The following is a 17,380-nucleotide window of genomic DNA, read 5'->3' as shown; positions in this document are numbered from 1 at the left end:
CCGGGCCTCACGCAGCGTCGATCAGCACGCGCCCGGTCATCTCCGCGGGAACCGCCTGGCCCATCATCGCCAGCAGCGTCGGCGCCAGGTCGCAGAGGCTGCCGTCGTCCTGCAGCCTGACCTTGCGTTCACCGACGTAGACCAGCGGCACCTCGAAGGTGGTGTGGGCGGTATGCGGATTGCCGGTCTGGGGATCGACCATCTGCTCGGCGTTGCCGTGGTCGGCGGTGACCAGGCAGGCGCCGCCGGCGCGCTGGATCGCCTCCACCACCCGTCCCAGGCAGATATCCACCGTCTCGATGGCCTTGACCGCGGCGTCGAAGTCGCCGGTGTGGCCGACCATGTCGCCGTTGGCGTAGTTGCAGATGATCAGGTCATGGGCGCCGGATTCGATGGCCGCCACCAGCTTGTCGGTGAGCTCGTAGGCGCTCATCTCGGGCTTTTCGTCGTAGGTCTTCACGTCCCGCGGCGAGGGCACCAGGATACGGGTCTCGCCGGGGTACTCGGCTTCCTGGCCGCCGGAGAAGAAGAAGGTCACGTGGGGGTACTTCTCGGTCTCGGCGATGCGCAGCTGGGTCAGGCCGCGCTCGGCCACCACCTCGCCCAGGGTGTTGGTCAGCGCCACGGGCGGGAAGGCCGCCGGCGCCGGAATGTCGGCGGCATACTGGGTGAGCATCACCAGGCCGTCGCCAGCCAGCCGCGGGCGTGTGTGGCGGGTGAAACCGTCGAAGCCATCCTCGACGAAGGCGCGGGTCAGCTCGCGGGCGCGATCGGCGCGGAAGTTCATGAAGATCGCCGCGTCACCGTCCTCGGTGACCACCGCGGCATTGTTGGGGCGCACGCTGGTGGCGCTGACGAATTCGTCGGTCTCGTTGCGCTGGTAGGCCTCGCGCAGTGCGACCTCGGCGCTTACCGCGTCGAATTCGCCAACGCCCTCGGTGATCAGCCGATAGGCTTTCTCGACGCGATCCCAGCGGTTGTCGCGGTCCATGGCGTAGTAGCGGCCGATCACCGAGGCGATGAAGCCGTTATCGGCCCCGACCAGCTCGGAGAGTCGCTCATTGACGCGCTCGATCGAGGCCAGGGCGCTCTTGGGCGGCATGTCGCGGCCGTCGAGGAAGGCGTGCACGTAGATGCGCTGGGCGCCGCGGCGTGCGGCCAGCTCGGCCATGGCGATGACGTGCTCCTCATGGCTGTGCACGCCGCCCGGCGACAGTAGGCCAAGCAGGTGCACCGCGCGCTGTGCCTCCACGGCGTCGTCGATGGGCCGGGTCAGGGCGGCGTTGTGGTCGAGGTCGCCGTCCTCGATGGCCTTGGTGATGCGGGTGAAGTCCTGGTAGACGATGCGTCCGGCGCCGAGGTTCATGTGGCCGACCTCGGAGTTGCCCATCTGGCCGTCGGGCAGGCCGACATAGTTGCCGTCGGTGTGGATCAGGCTGCTGGGGCAGTCGCGCTGCAGGCGGTCCATCACCGGGGTGTCGGCGGCGGCGACGGCGTTGGCCTCTAGGGCCTCGTTGTGGCCGTAGCCATCGAGGATAATCAGCGCCACGGGGCGCGGGGTGGCATCAGACATGCAATTGGCCTCATTGATAAGCGTCGTGCCCGGAGGGCCCGGGGTCGCGACTCACGGCTCCATGAGGCATCATATCGCACAGCCGCGCCGGGCGTCAGCCTGGTGGCAGGGCGATATGATGCCGCTAAGCGAAGGACGCCGGGGACAGGCCGAAGAGGAGGTTTGCGCCATGGATGGCGCAAGGTAGCGCCCAGGGATGGGTTTACAGCGCCTCCTCGTAGGCCTGTCGACGGATCAGTTCCGAGCGTTTCTGCCTAATCTGCGATAGCCCTGAGCCTGGCGGCCGGCGCGCAGACGCGATCACGCAGCTTGTGTATACTGGGCGCCGCTCGGCGCAACCGTTACCCAACAAGAGTTATCCGGACCCATGATCGACCAGCTCTTCGAATTCGTGCAGAACCACCCGCTGCTGGTGGGGGCGTTCCTGTTGGTGCTGACCGCCTGGATCGCGTATGAGGTGAGAGGCAGCAGCAAGAGCGGTGTCTCGGCCAGCGAGGCGACCCAGTTGATCAACCGCGAAGACGCCGTAGTAGTCGATATTCGCGAGGCCAACGACTTCAAGGTCGGCCATATCGCCGGGGCGCGCAATATTCCCCAGAGCAAGCTCGACAACCGCATCAGCGAGTTGGAAAAGTCGAAGGATAAGCCGATCATCGTGGTCTGCAAGCACGGCCAGTCATCCGGTGCCGCCCAGGCCAAACTGGAGAAGGCCGGCTTCGAGCGCGCCTTCAAGCTCAAGGGTGGCATGACCCAGTGGCAGGCTGATGGCATGCCGGTGGTCAAGAAGTAACCAGCGCTACTCACTTATCACACGCAACAGACGTCAAGGACCCTTCTCATGGCGGAAGACAACAATCAGCCCGCAGCCAGCAATCCCCAGGGCGCTGCCGGTGATCAGGAAAAGCCGCAGCTGAAATTCTCTCTGCAGCGCATCTACGTCAAGGATATCTCCTTCGAGTCGCCCAACGCGCCAGCGGTGTTTCAGCAGCCGTTCAAGCCCAAGGTTGGCCTCGATCTCAACACCTCGAGCAGCCAGGTCAGCGAGGACCTGTATGAGGTGGTGGTCAAGGTCACCGCCGAGGTCAAGCACAGCGAGACTGGCAACACGTCGTTCCTGGCCGAGATCGAGCAGGCCGGCCTGTTTCGCATCGGCGGCATCGAAGGGCAGCAGCTCGAGCACACCCTGGGCGCCTTCTGCCCCAACGTGCTGTTCCCCTATGCCCGCGAGTGCATCGACAACCTGGTCAACCGCGGTGGCTTCCCGCCGCTGATGCTGGCGCCGGTCAACTTCGAGGCGATCTACGCCCAGAAGAAGAAGCGCGAGGCCCAGCAGGCCAGCGAAACCACGCAGTAAGGGCCCATGCACCTGCTCGTGACTCGCGGAGCGGCTCGATGAGCGGCCCGCGCATCCACGTCGCCGCCGACTTCACCGTTGGCGGCGACGTCGTTCTGCCCGAGGGGCCGGCGCGCCACGTCGGCCGCGTGCTGCGCATGCGCCCTGGCGAGCGGCTGGCACTGTTCGATGGGCGCGGCCAGGAAGCCGATGCGGTGCTGGTCGACGTGGAGCGCAAACGAGTGGTGGTGCGCATCGAGGCCATCAACAGCGGCCGCGGCGAGTCACCGTTGGCGGTGCACCTGGGCCAGGCGATCTCCAAGGGCGACCGCATGGACTACGCCATCCAGAAGGCCGTGGAGCTGGGCGTGGCCGCCATCACGCCGCTCTATACCGAGCACGGCGACGTGCGTCTCAAGGGCGAGCGCGAGGCCAAGAAGCTCGCCCACTGGCAAGCGGTGGCGGCCAGCGCCTGCGAGCAGTGCGGCCGCGCCACGCTGCCGCCGGTGCACCCCCCGCAGCCGCTCGGCGACTGGCTGGCAGCCCGCGACGAAACCCTGCGCCTGGTGCTGCACCCGGCCACCGATGGCACCTTTGCCGAGCCCCACGGCGTGACCCGTGCGGCGCTGCTGATCGGCCCCGAAGGCGGCCTGTCAGCGGCCGAAGTCGACGCCGCCCTGCAGGCCGACTTCTCTCCCCTCACCCTCGGCCCGCGTATCCTGCGCACCGAGACCGCCCCGGTGGTGGCGCTCACGCTGCTTCAGTATCGCTTCGGCGACCTTTAACGCTGCAGGGGCGCTGTGTGTCCCAGGCTTCCTGCCGTGAGCAGCGGGTTCAAGGTTTCCAGAATGGCTTGCGCGCCTCGCGGGCAGCGGTTTGGCGATCAACACCGATATCCTCGAGTAGATGGCAATCGAGCTGCTTCAGGCGGCGCCGCGTACGGTGGCGCTGTGCCTGGCGTCGCCAGGCAGCGAGTCGTGAGGTCAGGTATTGGCTGAGCATGGCCGCTTCCTCAAAGGGATCACCCTGATAGGGTATTGAGGGCGCTTCATTCGATACAGATCCAGATATCAGTTGTTTTTTAGATACAGATAAGTGTTTTCGACGCTTGTAACGGCCGAAACGTGCTATCTGTATGGTCAGTCGTCGGTTTCTTTGGATCTGTCATGAATCGTTATCAAACAGTGGCCCTGGCGGTTGGCGAGCGCATCGAGCAGGGGCTGTATCGCGTCGGCGATCGGCTGCCGTCTATCCGCCAGCTGTGTCGGGAGTTCCGGGTCAGCGTTTCCACGGTGCAGGAGGCCTATCGGCGCCTGGAGGAGCGTGGCGTCGTCGAGGCGCGGCCACGCTCGGGCTATTTCGTTGCGGCGCGGATCGCCGCCAGCGCGCTGCCCAGCGTCTCGCGTCCCGCTCAGCGGCCGCTGGATGTCTCGCAGTGGGACCAGGTGCTGGAGTTAGTGGGAGAGTCGCCAAGTCACGACCGGCTGCTGAGGCTGGGGCGCGGCATCCCCGACCTCGAGGCCGCGACGCTCAAGCCGCTGCTGCGTCGGCTCTCGACGCTGCATCGGCGTGCCGCTGCCCAGGATCTCAACTACGATGGCCTGGCCGGTAGTCTCGAACTGCGTCGCCAGATTGCCCGCCTGGCGACGACGTCAGGCTGCCTGCTGCATCCCGACGACCTGCTGATCACCACCGGTTGCCAGGAGGCGCTGTCGCTCAGCCTGCGCACCCTGGCTGGCCCCGGCGACGTGGTGGCGGTGGACTCGCCGAGCTTCTACGGCACCATGCAGATTCTCAAGGCCCAGGGCCTCAAGGCATTGGAGATTCCTACCGATCCGCAGACCGGCATCAGCCTGGAGGCGCTGGAGCTGGCCCTGGAGCAGTGGCCGGTGAAGGCCATCCAGGTGACCCCGACCTGCAACAACCCCCTCGGCTACACCATGCCCGAGGCCCGCAAGCGTGCCTTGGTCGCCCTTGCCCAGCGCTTCGATGTAGCGATCGTGGAGGACGATATCTACGGTGACCTGGCCTTTGCCACACCTCGGCCGCGTACCATCAAGAGCTTCGACGATGATGACAGGGTGCTGCTGTGCAGCGCCTTCTCCAAGACCCTGGTGCCGGGTCTGCGGGTTGGCTGGATCGCCCCGGGGCGCTACCGGGATCAGGTGCTGCACATGAAGTACGTCTCCACCGGGGCCTCGGCGACCCTGCCACAGCTGGCGGTGGCGGAGTTCGTTGCCCACGGCCATTACGAGCGCCACCTGCGTCAGGTGGTCCGTCAGTACCAGCGCCAGCGCGACATCATGCTGGGCTGGGTGATGCGAGACTTCCCTCCAGGCACCCGGGTGAGCGATCCCCAGGGCGGCTTCCTGCTATGGCTGGAGCTGCCGGACGCGATTGACTGCGTGCGGCTCAATGCGCGGCTAAGCGAGGAGTCGCTGCATATCGCCCCTGGGTCGCTGTTCTCGGCCTCGGGGAAGTATCGCAACTGCCTGCGCCTCAATTACGCGGCGCCATTGACGGGCAAGATAGAGGCCGCAGTAAAGCGCATTGGTGAGACAGTCGCGAGCCAACTGGGCGAGCATGCCGAGCTGCTGGGATGACGGCGGGGCGCAGGACGCCCTGGGCCTCATCCGCTGGTGAGCTTGTCCTTGGTGGTGCGATAGACGCTATCGAGGTGGGCGAGCATGGCGCGCTCGGCGGCGTCGGGGTCTTGGCGGCGCAAGGCGTCGACGATGTGCGCGTGCTCCCGGTAGCTGCGCTCGATCGCCCCCTCTTCCACCATCACCTGGCGACGAATGTTGAGGCCGTAATCGTACAGCTCCCCGGCGTAACGCAGCAGCAGGGCGTTATTCGCGTACTCGGAGATCAGCTTGTGGAAGCTCTGGTCCGAGAGCTGGAAGTACACCGGTGAGTCGAACAGCTTGCTTTGGGCATCGAGCATTCGCTCCAGCTTTTGAATCCCCTCGGCGTCGATCCTGATCGCCGCTCGCCGGGCGATAGCGGCTTCGACCACGATACGGCTCTCGAATACGCAGTCCACGTCGAATTGCTCGAGCTCGCCTGCTCGGACAGCGCCCTCACGCATCTCGCCGAAGCGCGCCAGCGCCCGCTCGTCGGCGCAGATACGCGTCTTGCTGCCGTGCGAGACACTGATCAGGCCGAAGGCCGTCAGCTGGGCAAGCGCGCCGCGCACGGTCTCCCTGCTCACTTCGAAGAGCTGGGCGAGTTCGCGCTCGCTGGGTAGCACATCACCCTCGCGCAGCAGTCCCGTCAGCAGCATGTCGACCAGCTTATCCGCCAGGACGTCCTTCTTGGTCTTGTTCTTGAGTGCCTTCTCGAAGGCGAAAGCTGGGTTGTCCATTCATTTGTCTCCTGCCAACTGGTCTACATGCTAGACCAAAATGCTCCGCGTATGCCATAAAGCTTCCATGACTAGACAAAGGTCTATATTTCTCACAGCCAGCTTGACGCTTGGTCACAAGGGAATCTAGATTGCTTATCAACTGGTCCGGTAAACCAACCAGCAGACCAGATAAGCGAAACCATCGACATCACGCCAATCGATAACAAGAAGGAACACGCCATGCTCAAGCACCTCCTTGGCGCAAGCGCCCTGACGCTTGCCGTCGTCGCCACCCAGGCTCAAGCAGAGCAAGACAAGATCGTCATTGCCATCGGCGGTTCACCCCAGAGCCTGCAAGGGCAGACCGCCCAGGAATTCACCCGTCGCCTCCAGGAGCGGCTGGGAGATGATCTCCAGATTGATTACTACGACAGCGGCCAGTTGGGTGATGAGCGCCAGCTGATCCAGCGCCTGCGCATGGGCACCGTGGATCTCGCCGCGATCTCTTCGATCATGTCGTCGGTTTCGCCGGACTTTGCGCTCTTCGACCTGCCCTACCTGGTCAAGGATCGCGAGCACCTGAAGCGTATCGATGACGAGATCGTGATGACGGATCTTGCCGAGAGCGCCGAACAGCGTGGCCTGAAGATCGTCTCGACCTGGGAAAATGGCTTTCGCCACATCACCAACAGTCGCCGGGCGATTACCACGCCGGATGACCTCGATGGGCTGAGGATCCGTACGCCGCAAAGCGACTGGCGTACTCGGATGTTCTCTACCTGGGGTGCCAACCCCACGCCGATGGCCTTCTCGGAAGTCTTCGTCGGGCTGCAGACCGGTGTCATCGACGGCCAGGAGAACCCGCTCAGCAATATCTACGGCGCACGGCTGCATGAGGTACAGCAGTACCTGTCGCTCTCCAACCATGTTTATAGCCCCATCTGGCTGACCGCCGGGCAAGGTGGCTGGAATCAGTTCTCCGACGAGGTTCGCGAAGCGATCAGCGAGGCGGCAGCGGAAACCCAGGCGTGGGCCTTTGAGCGGGGCGCCGAGCTCGACGCGGAGCTGCTCGAGACCATGCGAGAAGCTGGCGTCGAGATCAACGACGTTGATCGCGAGGCCTTCATCGACGCCAGTAATCCCGTATACGCGGTGTTCGCCGAGCAAGTCGAGGGTGGCCAAGCGTTGGTGGATCGTGCCATGGCACTGGCCGACGACTGATTCTCGCTTCATCGGGGCGCCCCAGGGGCGCCCTCATTCTTCCGCAAGAGAGCAACACCATGGTCCTGATTGACCGCATACGCTATCTGCTGGAAAAGCTGCTGGAAGTCTTCACCATTTTCCTGCTGCTGGCCCTGACCTCCATCGTGCTTGCTGCCGTGGCCTTCCGGACTTTCGGCAGCTCGATCGCCTGGTATGACGAGGTGGCTTCCATCGGCTTGGCCTGGTTGACCTTCTATGGCGCCAACCTGGCGGCGCTCAAGCGTGCGCACATGGGGTTCCCTGGCATCGTCAGCAGCGCGCCGCCTGCGCTGCGCATGGCGCTGTTCGTGCTTAGTGAAGCCATCGTCATCGGCTTTTTCGCGGTGATCGCCTACTACGGTTATCACGTCTTCGAGATCCTGGCCTGGGACCGCCTGGTCTCGCTACCCAGCATCAGCCTGACGGTCACCCAGTCGGCCATACCCATCAGCGCGGCACTGTTCATCGTCTGCGAATGCCTGACGCTACCCGAGGCGTGGAAGAAGATGCGTGCCGGTGTCGACAGCGAGCATGAAGCCATCGAAGAGGCGATCCGCCTGGCCGAGGAAGATCTCAAGGAGAACCGCTCATGATTCTGCTGCTGGTTATCGCCGCGCTGTTTGCCTTGGTCCTGATCAACGTGCCCATCGCCGTGGCGATCGGGGTCGTGGGTGTCGTCGGCGTCTACATCAATATGGGGCCGCAGTATCTGCTCAATGTACCGCTGACGCTGTTCAACGGTGCTACCAACTTCCCGCTGATCGCCATTCCGCTGTTCATCTTTGCCGGGGCATTGATGAACACCTCGGGGATTTCCACGCGGTTGATCAACCTGGTCACGGCGCTGGTCGGTTTCGTGCGCGGTGGCCTGGCGATGGTCAACGTCGGGGTATCGATGTTCTTTGCCGAAATCTCCGGCTCGGCCGTTGCTGATGTGGCGGCTACCGGTTCGGTGCTGATCCCCGAGATGAAGCGCAAGAAGTACAATCCGGAGTTTTCCGCCGCCATCACCTCCTCCTCGGCCTCGCTGGCGGTGATCATTCCCCCCTCGCTGTCGATGATTCTGTATGGCGCCATCGCCGAAGTTTCCATCGTGCAGCTGTTCGTGGCCGGCATCATTCCCGGCATTCTTGGGGGCTTCGGGCTCGCCTGCTTCTGCTACTACTACGCGGTGAAGTACGACCTGCCGCGGGAAGAGGCGTTCTCGCTGGCCCGGCTGGGCAAGGCGTTCAAGGAGGCCGCCTGGGCGCTGCTGCTGCCGGTGATCATCCTGGGTGGGATCTTCGGCGGTTTCGTCACTGCCACCGAAGGCGCCGGCATCGCGGTACTGGCGGCCCTCGTCATTGGCGGGCTGATCTACCGCGAGTTCAACTGGAAGATGCTCTATCGGGCCGTCAACGAGGGCGTGATCCAGACCGCCGTGGTGATGCTGCTGGTGGCTACCTCCGCGGTGCTGGGACTGTTCCTGACCGAGATGCAATTACCCCAGCAGCTGGCGCGGCAGATCACCATGCTGACCGAGAACCCCATCGCGGTATTGGCACTGCTCAATATTCTGCTGTTGCTGCTCGGCATGTTCCTGCACGGTGCTGCGGCGATCATCCTGGTGGTCCCCATCGTCATGCCATTGGTGCATCAGATCGGCATCGACCCGATCCACTTTGGCCTGATTCTCACCCTCAACCTGGCGATCGGCCAGCAGACGCCGCCGGTCGCCTCGGTGCTGGCAACGGCCTGCTCGATTGCCAAGACCGACATGTGGAACACCACCCGGGTCAACCTGCCGATGATCGGGGTGCTGTTCATCGTCTTGCTGCTGGTGACCTATATCCCGGCGATCCCCCTTTACCTCGTTGATCTCTTCTATTGAGCAGGAGCGACTCATGAACGATTCACGCCCCGTCATTGCCGTCATTCTCGGCGACCCGGCCGGCATAGGCCCGGAGCTGGTGGCCAAACTATTCAACGAAGCCGGACTCTTCGACGACGTGCATACCGTGCTGCTCGGCGATCGCTGGCTGTGGCAGGAGGGCCAGCGGGTGGCCGGCATCAGCCATCACCTGCCTGAGGTGGGTACCTTCGAAGCGGCGCGCCGGCACAGCGGCCCCGTGTTCCTGCCGATGGATACCCTATCCGAGGGAGAGGTCGGCTACGCGGAGGAGACGGCTGCTGGCGGTGCCTCGGTGCTGGCGCTGTTGAGCCGCTGCATGGATGCAGCACTGGCCGGGGAGGTCGACGCCATCTGCTTTGCACCGCTCAACAAGTTTGCGATGAAGAAAGGTGGGCTCAAGTACGAAGACGAGCTGCACTTCTTTGCCGATTACCTTGGCGTTGATGGTTACTTCTGCGAGTTCAACACCTTGGGCAATCTCTGGACGGCACGTATTTCGTCGCATATCCCGCTCAAGGAGGCCGCCGCCTACATCACCGAGGAGCGCATCGTCGCGGCCAGCCGCTTGATCTACGACTCGTTGCAGCTGGCCGGCAATACTGCGCCACGGGTCGCCGTGGCGGCCTTCAATCCGCATGGCGGCGAGGGCGGTACCTGCGGCCGCGAGGAGATCGAGGTGATCGCGCCTGCCGTCGAGAAGTGCCGCGTCCAAGGCTATCCGGTGAGCGGTCCGTTTCCTGCCGATACGCTGTTCATCAAGGCCCGCGACGGTGAGTTCGACGCGGTGGTCACCATGTACCACGACCAGGGCCAGATCGCCATCAAGCTGCTGGGCTTCATGGAGGGCGTCACCGTGCAGGGGGGGTTACCGATCCCCATCGCTACGCCCGCCCACGGCACGGCATTCGATATCGCCGGGCAGGGCAAGGCCAATGTCGGCCCGACCCGCAATGCCTTCGCCATTGCCAGCCGCATGGGCAGAAACCTTCGCCAACAGCGTCTTGCCGCTCAGGCTTGAGCGTCACCGTCTTTAGATAGGGAAGCCATAATGAAAATTACCCGCGTCCGTACCCGTGTCTTCGAATGGAAGGGCCATACCGTGCCGGCCCAGCCGCACTTCTGCTCCAACGCCATGGATGAGCTCTGGGACCGAGGCGACTCCATGGGCACCTTCCGCTTCCACGGCTGGACCACGGTGGAGATCGAAACCGACAGCGGTATCGTCGGCCTGGGTAACGTTGCCCTGGCACCGCGCATCGCCAAGGCGATCATCGACCAGTACCTGGCACCGCTGGTGATCGGCCAGGACCCCTTCGACTATGAATATCTGTGGCAGCGCATGTACCGCTCGACCCATGCCTGGGGGCGCAAGGGCATCGGCATGGCGGCGATCTCAGGTGTCGACATCGCGATCTGGGACATCATGGGCAAGGCGGTGGGCAAGCCTGTCTTCAAGCTGCTCGGCGGTCGTACCAAGGAGAAGATTCCCTGCTACGCCTCCAAGCTCTATCGCACCGACCTCAAGAGCATGCAGGAGGAGGCCCAGTCCTATCTCGATCAGGGGTTCACGGCGATGAAGATGCGCTTCGGCTATGGCCCCAAGGATGGCCCCGCCGGCATGCGCGAGAACCTTAACAGCGTGGCGGCGGTGCGCGAGGTGATCGGCGACGATATCGACCTGATGCTCGAGTGCTACATGGGCTGGAACCTCGAGTACACCAAGCGCATGTTGCCCAAGCTGGAGCGCTTCGAGCCGCGCTGGCTCGAGGAGCCGGTGCTGGCCGACGATATCGATGGCTACGCCGAGCTCAATCGGCTCACCAGCATCCCGATCTCCGGCGGTGAACATGAGTTCACCTCCTACGGCTTCCGTCAGTTGCTGGAGAAGCGCGCGGTCTCGGTCATCCAGTACGACACCAATCGGGTCGGCGGCATCACCGCCGCGCACAAGATCAACGCCATCGCCGAGTCGTTCAGCGTGCCGGTGATCCCTCACGCTGGCCAGATGCACAACTATCACCTGACCATGTCGACGCTGGCCTCGCCGATGTCGGAGTTCTTCCCGGTCCACGACGTCGAGATCGGTAACGAACTGTTCTACTACCTGTTCGAAGGCGACCCAGAGCCGGTCAACGGCTTCCTCGATCTCGACGACGACACGCCGGGCCTGGGCCTGACGCTCAACGAAACATATTTCGACCAGTTCCATATCATCGAGTGAGGCATGGCATGCGACTGATCCAATACCTCGACCAGGACCGGCTGCGGGTGGCCCTGGTGGAAAGTGCCGACGCGGTGCGCCCGATCGATATCGACGGCGGCACCTATGCCCTGGCCAATATCGCCATCGACTCCGGCCAGCCGCTCACTCGGGTCGTCGAGGCACGCCTCGGCGATAGCCTGATCGACTACCAGGCGCTGGTCGACGAGCGGCGCCTGCTGCCGCCGCTGACCCATCCCGACCCGGCCCACTGTCTGGTCACCGGTACCGGCCTGACCCACCTGGGCAGCGCCGATACCCGCTCGGCGATGCATGCCAAGACGCAGGTGAAGGAAGAGGAACTCACCGACTCGATGCGCATGTTCAAGCTGGGCGTGGAGGGCGGCAAGCCCGCCACCGGCGAGAGCGGCGCTCAGCCGGAGTGGTTCTACAAGGGCGACGGCGACTGCATCGTAGCCCCCGAGGGGGCGCTGCCGGTGCCCGCCTTCGCCGAGGACGCCGGTGAGGAGCCGGAGCTCGCCGGGCTCTATCTGGTGGGCGCCGACGGCACCCCGTGGCGGGTCGGCTATGCGCTGGGCAACGAGTTCTCCGACCACGTCACCGAGCGCTTCAACTACCTGTGGCTGGCCCACTCCAAGCTGCGCGCCTGCAGCGTCGGCCCGGAACTGCTGGTCGGCGAGCTGCCGGCGCACCTGGAGGGCGTCAGCCGCATCGTGCGTGACGGCGAGACGCTGTGGGAGAAGCCGTTCCTCACCGGCGAGGCCAACATGGCGCACAGCCTGGCCAACCTCGAGCACCACCACTTCAAGTACTCCAACTTCCGCCGCCCTGGCGACGTCCACGTGCACTTCTTCGGCACCGCGACGCTGAGCTTTGCCGACGACATTCAGACCCGTGACGGTGATCGCTTCGAGATCGAACTGCCCGCCTTCGGCCGGCCGCTGCGCAATCCGCTGCGATTCGCCGAGGCGGCCCCGGTCACCGTCACCACCCTTTGAGCGGCCCCGGGAGGGACGGCAAGCGCGAGGCGTGATGCAAGCAGCGGCAGTGTAAGAATCCGGGCGATGCGCCCGTGGATGGCAAGCGAGTGAGACCTTGATAGCGGCCCGCGGGCCGCTTTTTTTGCGCACTCTTTGCCGCAGGCACGCTCGCCACGCCATAATGCCTGCCACTTGCTGCCTATCCGGATGTATTGCCATGCCACGCCCGCCCCGGGAGTCCTCCATGACGCCCGCTGTTTCTACTCCCACGCCCCTGGCCCAGGTTGGCGAGGTGGCCTACCTGGAGGTGGTCACGGTCAATGCCACCGGCGCCTTCCTGGCCTGGGGCCAGCCCAAGGATCTGCTGCTGCCGTTCGGTGAGCAGCGCTTCCGCCCCGACGTCGGCAAGCGGGTGCTGGTGATGATCTACCAGGACCAGCAGGGTCGGCCGGTGGCTTCGCAGCGCCTCGATCGCTTTATCGTCGACGCCGCCGAGGGTCTCGCCGCGGGGGACGAGGTGACGCTGATCACCGAGGACCGCACCGACCTGGGCGTCAAGGCGGTGGTCAATCACCGCTACTGGGGGCTGCTCTACCACGACGACCTGCCGCGCGCGCTGCGCCGCGGCCAGCGGCTGACCGGCTATGTCAAGCGGGTGCGCGACGACGGCCGCCTCGACCTGTCGCTGCTGCCGCCTGGCGAAGCCAAGCTCGACGTGGTCGGCGAGGCGGTGCTAAAGGCGCTGCGCGAGAGCGGCGGCTACCTGGCACTGGCCGACAAAAGCCCGGCGGCGGAGATCAAGGCGCGCCTCGGGGTCAGCAAGAGCGCCTTCAAGCAGGCCATTGGGCGGCTCTACAAGCGCCGCCTGATCCTGATCGAGGAGGGCGCTATTCGCCTGGTGCCGGGCGCTCACCGAGGCGAGTGATCGCGGCGGCTTGGTCTCGCTCGTGGCCCTGGGTCATACTGCGTCCACTATCAGTTGACTGCATGGATACCCCGCGATGAGCAAGCGCGCACTCAGGATTGGCGTGGTGATGGACCCCATCGCCGATATCGCCTACAAGAAAGACACCACCATGGCCATGCTGTGGGCGATCCAGGACCGCGGCTGGTCGCTCGCCTACATGGAGCAGGAGGACCTGTTCCTGCAGGATGGCCGTGCCTATGCCCGGCAGTCCGAGCTCAAGGTGCATCGCGACCCCCAGCACTGGTACGACCTGGGCGTGGCAGCCGCGAGGCCGCTGGCCGAACTCGACGTGATCCTGATGCGCAAGGATCCGCCGGTGGATGCCCACTTCCTCAACGCCGTACACCTGCTGGGCTTCGCCGAGCGCGAGGGCGTGCTGGTGGTCAATCCGACCCGTGCGCTGCTGGAGTGCAACGAGAAACTCTTCGCCCAGCAGTTCCCGCAGTGCTGCACGCCGACCCTGGTGTCGTGCAGCGAGCCGGTGCTGCGCGCCTTCCACGCCGAGCATGGCGATGTGATCTTCAAGCCGCTGGACGGCATGGGCGGCAGCGGCATCTTCCACGTCCAGCCCGAGGGCCGCAATCTCGGCGCCATCATCGAGACCCTCAGCGAGCGCGGCAGCCGCCAGATCATGGCCCAGCGCTATATTCCCGAGATCCGCGACGGCGATACCCGCATCCTGCTGGTCGACGGCGAGCCGGTGCCTTACGGGTTGGCGCGGGTGCCGATGGCCGGCGAGACCCGCGGCAACCTGGCTGCCGGCGGCACCGGCGTCAGCCGCGAGCTGACCGCCCGCGATCACTGGCTGATCGAGCAGGTTCAGCCGATGATTCGTGACAAGGGGCTGCTGTTCGTCGGCCTCGACGTGATCGGCGACTACATCACCGAGATCAACGTCACCAGCCCCACCTGCGTACGTGAGATCGACGACCAGCGCGGTACCGACATCGCCGGGCTGCTGCTGGATGCCATCGAGCGGCGGCTCGGCTGAGGCGGCCCACATGGCCAGCGTCGGCGATGCCATCGACTATGCCCCGGTCACCCGCGCCTACCGGCGCTGGCTGGCCTGGGCGCTGGCGATCGTGCTGCACCTGGCGATCCTGGGCGTGGTGGCGAGCTGGACGCTGAGCCCGGAGGTGGCGCCGCGGGCGAGCATCGACGTGGTACTTGTCAGCCAGCCCGCGCAGCAAACGGTGGACAGCGACAGCATCGCCGAGGCCGACCAGCAGGCCCGCGGCGATAGCGCTGCCAGCGCCGCGGCGGCCAGCCTGTCTGCCGCCGACCCGGCCCAGGCCGCGCCCGCCGCCAGCGAGCTGACGCCGCAGCTCTCCGCCGCGCCGTTGGCGGAGGTGCTCAGCGCCAGCCAGGGCGAGCCGAGCCCGACCCGCGGCGACCCGGCGCTGGCGCAGGAGCCGACGCGTGCCGAGCCTCGGCCTGCGGCCCCGGCGGCGGCCCGCGACAGCCGCGATCCGCTCGGCCAGGCAGCGCTCAGCCTGCGCCAGCAGGGCGAGGCTGCCACGCTGGCCGCCGAGCAGCCCGGGGAAGCGCGCCAGGCCGCCCGTGAGGCCGCCGAGTCGAGCTACATCGAGGCCTGGACGCGGCGCATAGAGGCCTACGGCAACCGCGACTACCCGGCGCCGGCGAACCTCGACGGTGAGCTGCGCATCCGCGTGGTGGTGGGTCGCGATGGTCAGCTCCGCCAGGCAGAGGTGGTACAATCGTCACTACATCCCGAACTCGACCGGGTGGCCCTGGCCACCGTGCACGGTGCGGCCCCCTATCCGCCCTTTGGCGACGCGCTGGGGGAGCTCGACAGCCTATCGATCACCCGCGTCTGGCGCTTCGGGAAAGGCAATCATATCGGCGTGCAATGAGGGCAGGACCGCCCCGCGCCCGGGAGGCCCATGCAGAGCTTGAAACACCATTTTTTGCTGGCGATGCCGCATCTCGACGATGCCAACTTCGCCGGTAGCCTGAGTTACCTGTGCGACCACGACGACAACGGCACCATGGGGGTGATCGTCAATCGTCCCCTCGACCTGACTCTCGATGCGCTGTTCGAGCAGCTCGACCTGGGCGGCGACGACAGCCCGCACCGCGATGCGCCGGTCTACTACGGTGGCCCGGTGCACAAGGATCGCGGCTTCATCCTGCATCGCGGCAGTGCCACGCCCTGGGATTCGAGCATCCAGGTCGCCGAGGATATCGCCCTGACCACCTCGATGGACATGCTGCAGGCGCTGGCCAGCGGCCATGGCCCTGAGCAGTTTCTGGTCTGCCTGGGGTGTGCCGGCTGGGAGGCGGGTCAGCTCGAGGGCGAGCTCAAGGAGAACGCCTGGCTGACCGTGGAGGGTAGCGCCCAGATCCTCTTCGAGACACCGCCCGAGCAGCGGCTGCAGGCCGCCGCCGGCAGCCTCGGCGTGGATCTCAACCTGATGAGCCGCGAGGCGGGCCACTCATGAGGCGGGAACGGGGCTGATGGGCAAGGCCGGTGAGCGCCTGATCCTGGCTTTTGACTTCGGCACCCGGCGGATAGGCGTGGCGGTGGGCAACGAACTGCTGGCCAGCGCTCGCCAGCTCGACCCGCTGCACGCCCGCGACGGCATCCCCGACTGGGCGGTGATCACGCGGCTGGTCGACGAGTGGCGGCCCGACCTGTTCGTGGTCGGCCTGCCGCTGACCCGCGACGGAGAAGAGCAGGAGATGAGCGTGCGGGCGCGCAAGTTCGGCAAGCGGCTGTTCGGGCGCTACGGCATTGCCTGCGAGATGGTCGACGAACGCGGCTCGACCAGGGAGGCCAAGGCCATCGCCCGTGAGGCGGGCCACCGCGGCAACTACCGCGACGATGGCGTCGACGGCATCGCCGCGGTGCTTATCCTGGAGGGTTGGTTCGCCCGCCAGGAAGGCTTGCTCGGCTAGTTGCCGGCGTTCTGCTTGGCGATATCGTCGGCGGTGATACAGGTGTACTTCTCGATGAAGAACGCCAGGGTCGCCGGATGGCTGAAGCGCTCCTCGAACTGCTCGACCTCGCCGTCGTGCTCACGACGCACGCGCGCGCTGTAGCGGTTGCCCTCGCGGCCCACGGTGACGCTGGCCTTGCGCTTGTCGTTGACGTTCTCGGCGCTCAGCGGGGACTGGCGATTGAGCAGCGCCTCCAGGGTCTTGCCACCCTCGACGTCCTCCTCGGAGGCCCACAGCGCCTGGTCGCGGTTGCCGTAGTGGTAGAGGATCACCACCAGCAGCGCCGAGAATACCGCACTGATCAGCATCCAGGTGATGTCGGTCTTCGACAGCCCTGCGGTCAATATCATGACCAGCTGCAGTACCACGGCAACTGCCAGGATTCCTGCCAGTGGCCGCCAGATCCGCGGGTTCATGAAACCGCGACCCAGGGTATAGCCCCACAGGCCAACCACGGCCAGCGCGCCGATGCCGAGTTGCGCCAACGACAGCGGCGACCCACCGCCCATCAGCAGCGCAAAGGCGCCGATAGCGATCAGCAGGCTATAGAAGGCTCCCAACGAGAGATAGGCGGTGTGCATGTTCATGGTCGATATGACTCCTTGACGGTACGCATGCTTGTAGTTAGTGGACGATACCCGGCGGATATTCGCAGTCTCGCACATTCCACGGCGTTCGGCAGCCTATCCCATTGGCTAGGACGCATTATCGAAGCTGTGCCAAGCGAGGGACGCCGGGGGCAGGCCAAAGAGGGGGTTTCGATGCCATGGATGGCATCGGTAGCGCCCAGGGACGGTTTACAGCGCCCCCTCGCCGGCCTGCCGACGGATCAGTCCAGAGCGCTCCTTCCTATGATTTGCTGGGGG

19 protein-coding genes are annotated in these 17,380 nt (G+C 65.3%); 15 read left to right on the top strand and 4 right to left on the bottom strand.

Annotated features, from left to right (window positions below; genetic code table 11):
• Window positions 1-7: 7 nt before the first annotated feature.
• Window positions 8-1,573 (bottom strand): 2,3-bisphosphoglycerate-independent phosphoglycerate mutase, encoded by a 1,566-nt coding sequence (gene gpmI / locus QC821_RS01130; RefSeq protein WP_309715826.1) that lies wholly within the window; start codon window positions 1,571-1,573, stop codon window positions 8-10.
• A 367-nt stretch (window positions 1,574-1,940) separates the two neighbouring features.
• Here gpmI and QC821_RS01125 point away from each other — a divergent pair, with 367 nt between their 5' ends.
• From QC821_RS01125 to QC821_RS01115, 3 genes are read left to right on the top strand one after another with little or no spacing between them, the layout of a single operon-like run.
• Entirely contained in the window at window positions 1,941-2,363 is a 423-nt protein-coding gene (locus QC821_RS01125; RefSeq protein ID WP_076745918.1) for a rhodanese-like domain-containing protein, read from the top strand.
• A 48-nt stretch (window positions 2,364-2,411) separates the two neighbouring features.
• A complete protein-coding gene (secB, locus tag QC821_RS01120; RefSeq protein ID WP_309715821.1) occupies window positions 2,412-2,927 on the top strand; it encodes a protein-export chaperone SecB in 516 nt (171 codons plus the stop codon).
• A 38-nt stretch (window positions 2,928-2,965) separates the two neighbouring features.
• Window positions 2,966-3,691 (top strand): 16S rRNA (uracil(1498)-N(3))-methyltransferase, encoded by a 726-nt coding sequence (locus tag QC821_RS01115; RefSeq protein ID WP_309715818.1) that lies wholly within the window; start codon window positions 2,966-2,968, stop codon window positions 3,689-3,691.
• Window positions 3,692-3,740: 49 nt separating this feature from the next.
• Here the strand turns inward: QC821_RS01115 and QC821_RS01110 are convergent, their stop codons facing one another.
• Entirely contained in the window at window positions 3,741-3,908 is a 168-nt protein-coding gene (locus QC821_RS01110; RefSeq protein ID WP_309715815.1) for a DUF1127 domain-containing protein, read from the bottom strand.
• A 164-nt stretch (window positions 3,909-4,072) separates the two neighbouring features.
• Between QC821_RS01110 and QC821_RS01105 the strand changes: the two genes are divergently transcribed.
• Window positions 4,073-5,509, top strand: a complete 1,437-nt coding sequence (locus tag QC821_RS01105; RefSeq protein ID WP_309715812.1) for an aminotransferase-like domain-containing protein — start codon at window positions 4,073-4,075, stop codon at window positions 5,507-5,509.
• Between the two features lie 26 nt (window positions 5,510-5,535).
• Here QC821_RS01105 and QC821_RS01100 read toward each other — a convergent pair whose 3' ends face one another.
• Entirely contained in the window at window positions 5,536-6,270 is a 735-nt protein-coding gene (locus QC821_RS01100; protein ID WP_309715809.1) for a FadR/GntR family transcriptional regulator, read from the bottom strand.
• 222 nt (window positions 6,271-6,492) lie between these two features.
• Here QC821_RS01100 and QC821_RS01095 point away from each other — a divergent pair, with 222 nt between their 5' ends.
• The 11 genes from QC821_RS01095 (at window position 6,493) to ruvX (ending at window position 16,472) form a co-directional block, all read left to right on the top strand.
• Window positions 6,493-7,473 (top strand): TRAP transporter substrate-binding protein, encoded by a 981-nt coding sequence (locus tag QC821_RS01095; protein WP_309715806.1) that lies wholly within the window; start codon window positions 6,493-6,495, stop codon window positions 7,471-7,473.
• A 59-nt stretch (window positions 7,474-7,532) separates the two neighbouring features.
• On the top strand, window positions 7,533-8,087 hold the full coding sequence (locus tag QC821_RS01090) for a TRAP transporter small permease (protein ID WP_309715803.1): 555 nt from the start codon (window positions 7,533-7,535) through the stop codon (window positions 8,085-8,087).
• A complete protein-coding gene (locus QC821_RS01085; RefSeq protein WP_309715800.1) occupies window positions 8,084-9,364 on the top strand; it encodes a TRAP transporter large permease in 1,281 nt (426 codons plus the stop codon). The genes QC821_RS01090 and QC821_RS01085 overlap by 4 nt, the downstream gene beginning before the upstream one ends.
• Window positions 9,365-9,377: 13 nt before the next feature.
• Complete coding sequence (locus tag QC821_RS01080) at window positions 9,378-10,403, top strand: 4-hydroxythreonine-4-phosphate dehydrogenase PdxA (RefSeq protein WP_309715798.1); 1,026 nt, start codon at window positions 9,378-9,380, stop codon at window positions 10,401-10,403.
• A 30-nt stretch (window positions 10,404-10,433) separates the two neighbouring features.
• The gene (locus QC821_RS01075) at window positions 10,434-11,606 is read left to right on the top strand and encodes an L-rhamnonate dehydratase (RefSeq protein WP_309715795.1); all 1,173 of its coding nucleotides are present in this window, start codon (window positions 10,434-10,436) and stop codon (window positions 11,604-11,606) included.
• A gap of 8 nt (window positions 11,607-11,614) precedes the next feature.
• Window positions 11,615-12,604, top strand: coding sequence for an AraD1 family protein (gene araD1, locus QC821_RS01070; RefSeq protein WP_309715793.1), 990 nt, complete (start codon window positions 11,615-11,617; stop codon window positions 12,602-12,604).
• A 226-nt stretch (window positions 12,605-12,830) separates the two neighbouring features.
• Window positions 12,831-13,511: a CvfB family protein gene (locus tag QC821_RS01065; RefSeq protein WP_309715789.1), complete on the top strand. Its 681-nt coding sequence runs from the start codon at window positions 12,831-12,833 to the stop codon at window positions 13,509-13,511.
• Between the two features lie 76 nt (window positions 13,512-13,587).
• Complete coding sequence (gene gshB, locus QC821_RS01060) at window positions 13,588-14,544, top strand: glutathione synthase (protein WP_309715786.1); 957 nt, start codon at window positions 13,588-13,590, stop codon at window positions 14,542-14,544.
• 10 nt (window positions 14,545-14,554) lie between these two features.
• On the top strand, window positions 14,555-15,427 hold the full coding sequence (locus QC821_RS01055) for an energy transducer TonB (protein WP_309715784.1): 873 nt from the start codon (window positions 14,555-14,557) through the stop codon (window positions 15,425-15,427).
• A gap of 30 nt (window positions 15,428-15,457) precedes the next feature.
• Window positions 15,458-16,015, top strand: a complete 558-nt coding sequence (locus tag QC821_RS01050) for a YqgE/AlgH family protein (protein WP_309715781.1) — start codon at window positions 15,458-15,460, stop codon at window positions 16,013-16,015.
• 16 nt (window positions 16,016-16,031) lie between these two features.
• Window positions 16,032-16,472, top strand: a complete 441-nt coding sequence (gene ruvX / locus QC821_RS01045; RefSeq protein ID WP_309715778.1) for a Holliday junction resolvase RuvX — start codon at window positions 16,032-16,034, stop codon at window positions 16,470-16,472.
• Here ruvX and QC821_RS01040 read toward each other — a convergent pair.
• Entirely contained in the window at window positions 16,469-17,101 is a 633-nt protein-coding gene (locus QC821_RS01040; protein ID WP_309715775.1) for a hypothetical protein, read from the bottom strand. The genes ruvX and QC821_RS01040 overlap by 4 nt on opposite strands.
• Window positions 17,102-17,380: the final 279 nt, after the last annotated feature.

The sequence above is a fragment of the Franzmannia qiaohouensis genome, from assembly GCF_031451695.1.
Taxonomy (GTDB): Bacteria; Pseudomonadota; Gammaproteobacteria; order Pseudomonadales; family Halomonadaceae; genus Franzmannia; species Franzmannia qiaohouensis.
The sequence above is the reverse complement of the archived record's forward strand: the minus strand, read 5'-3'. Positions and strand labels throughout refer to the sequence as shown.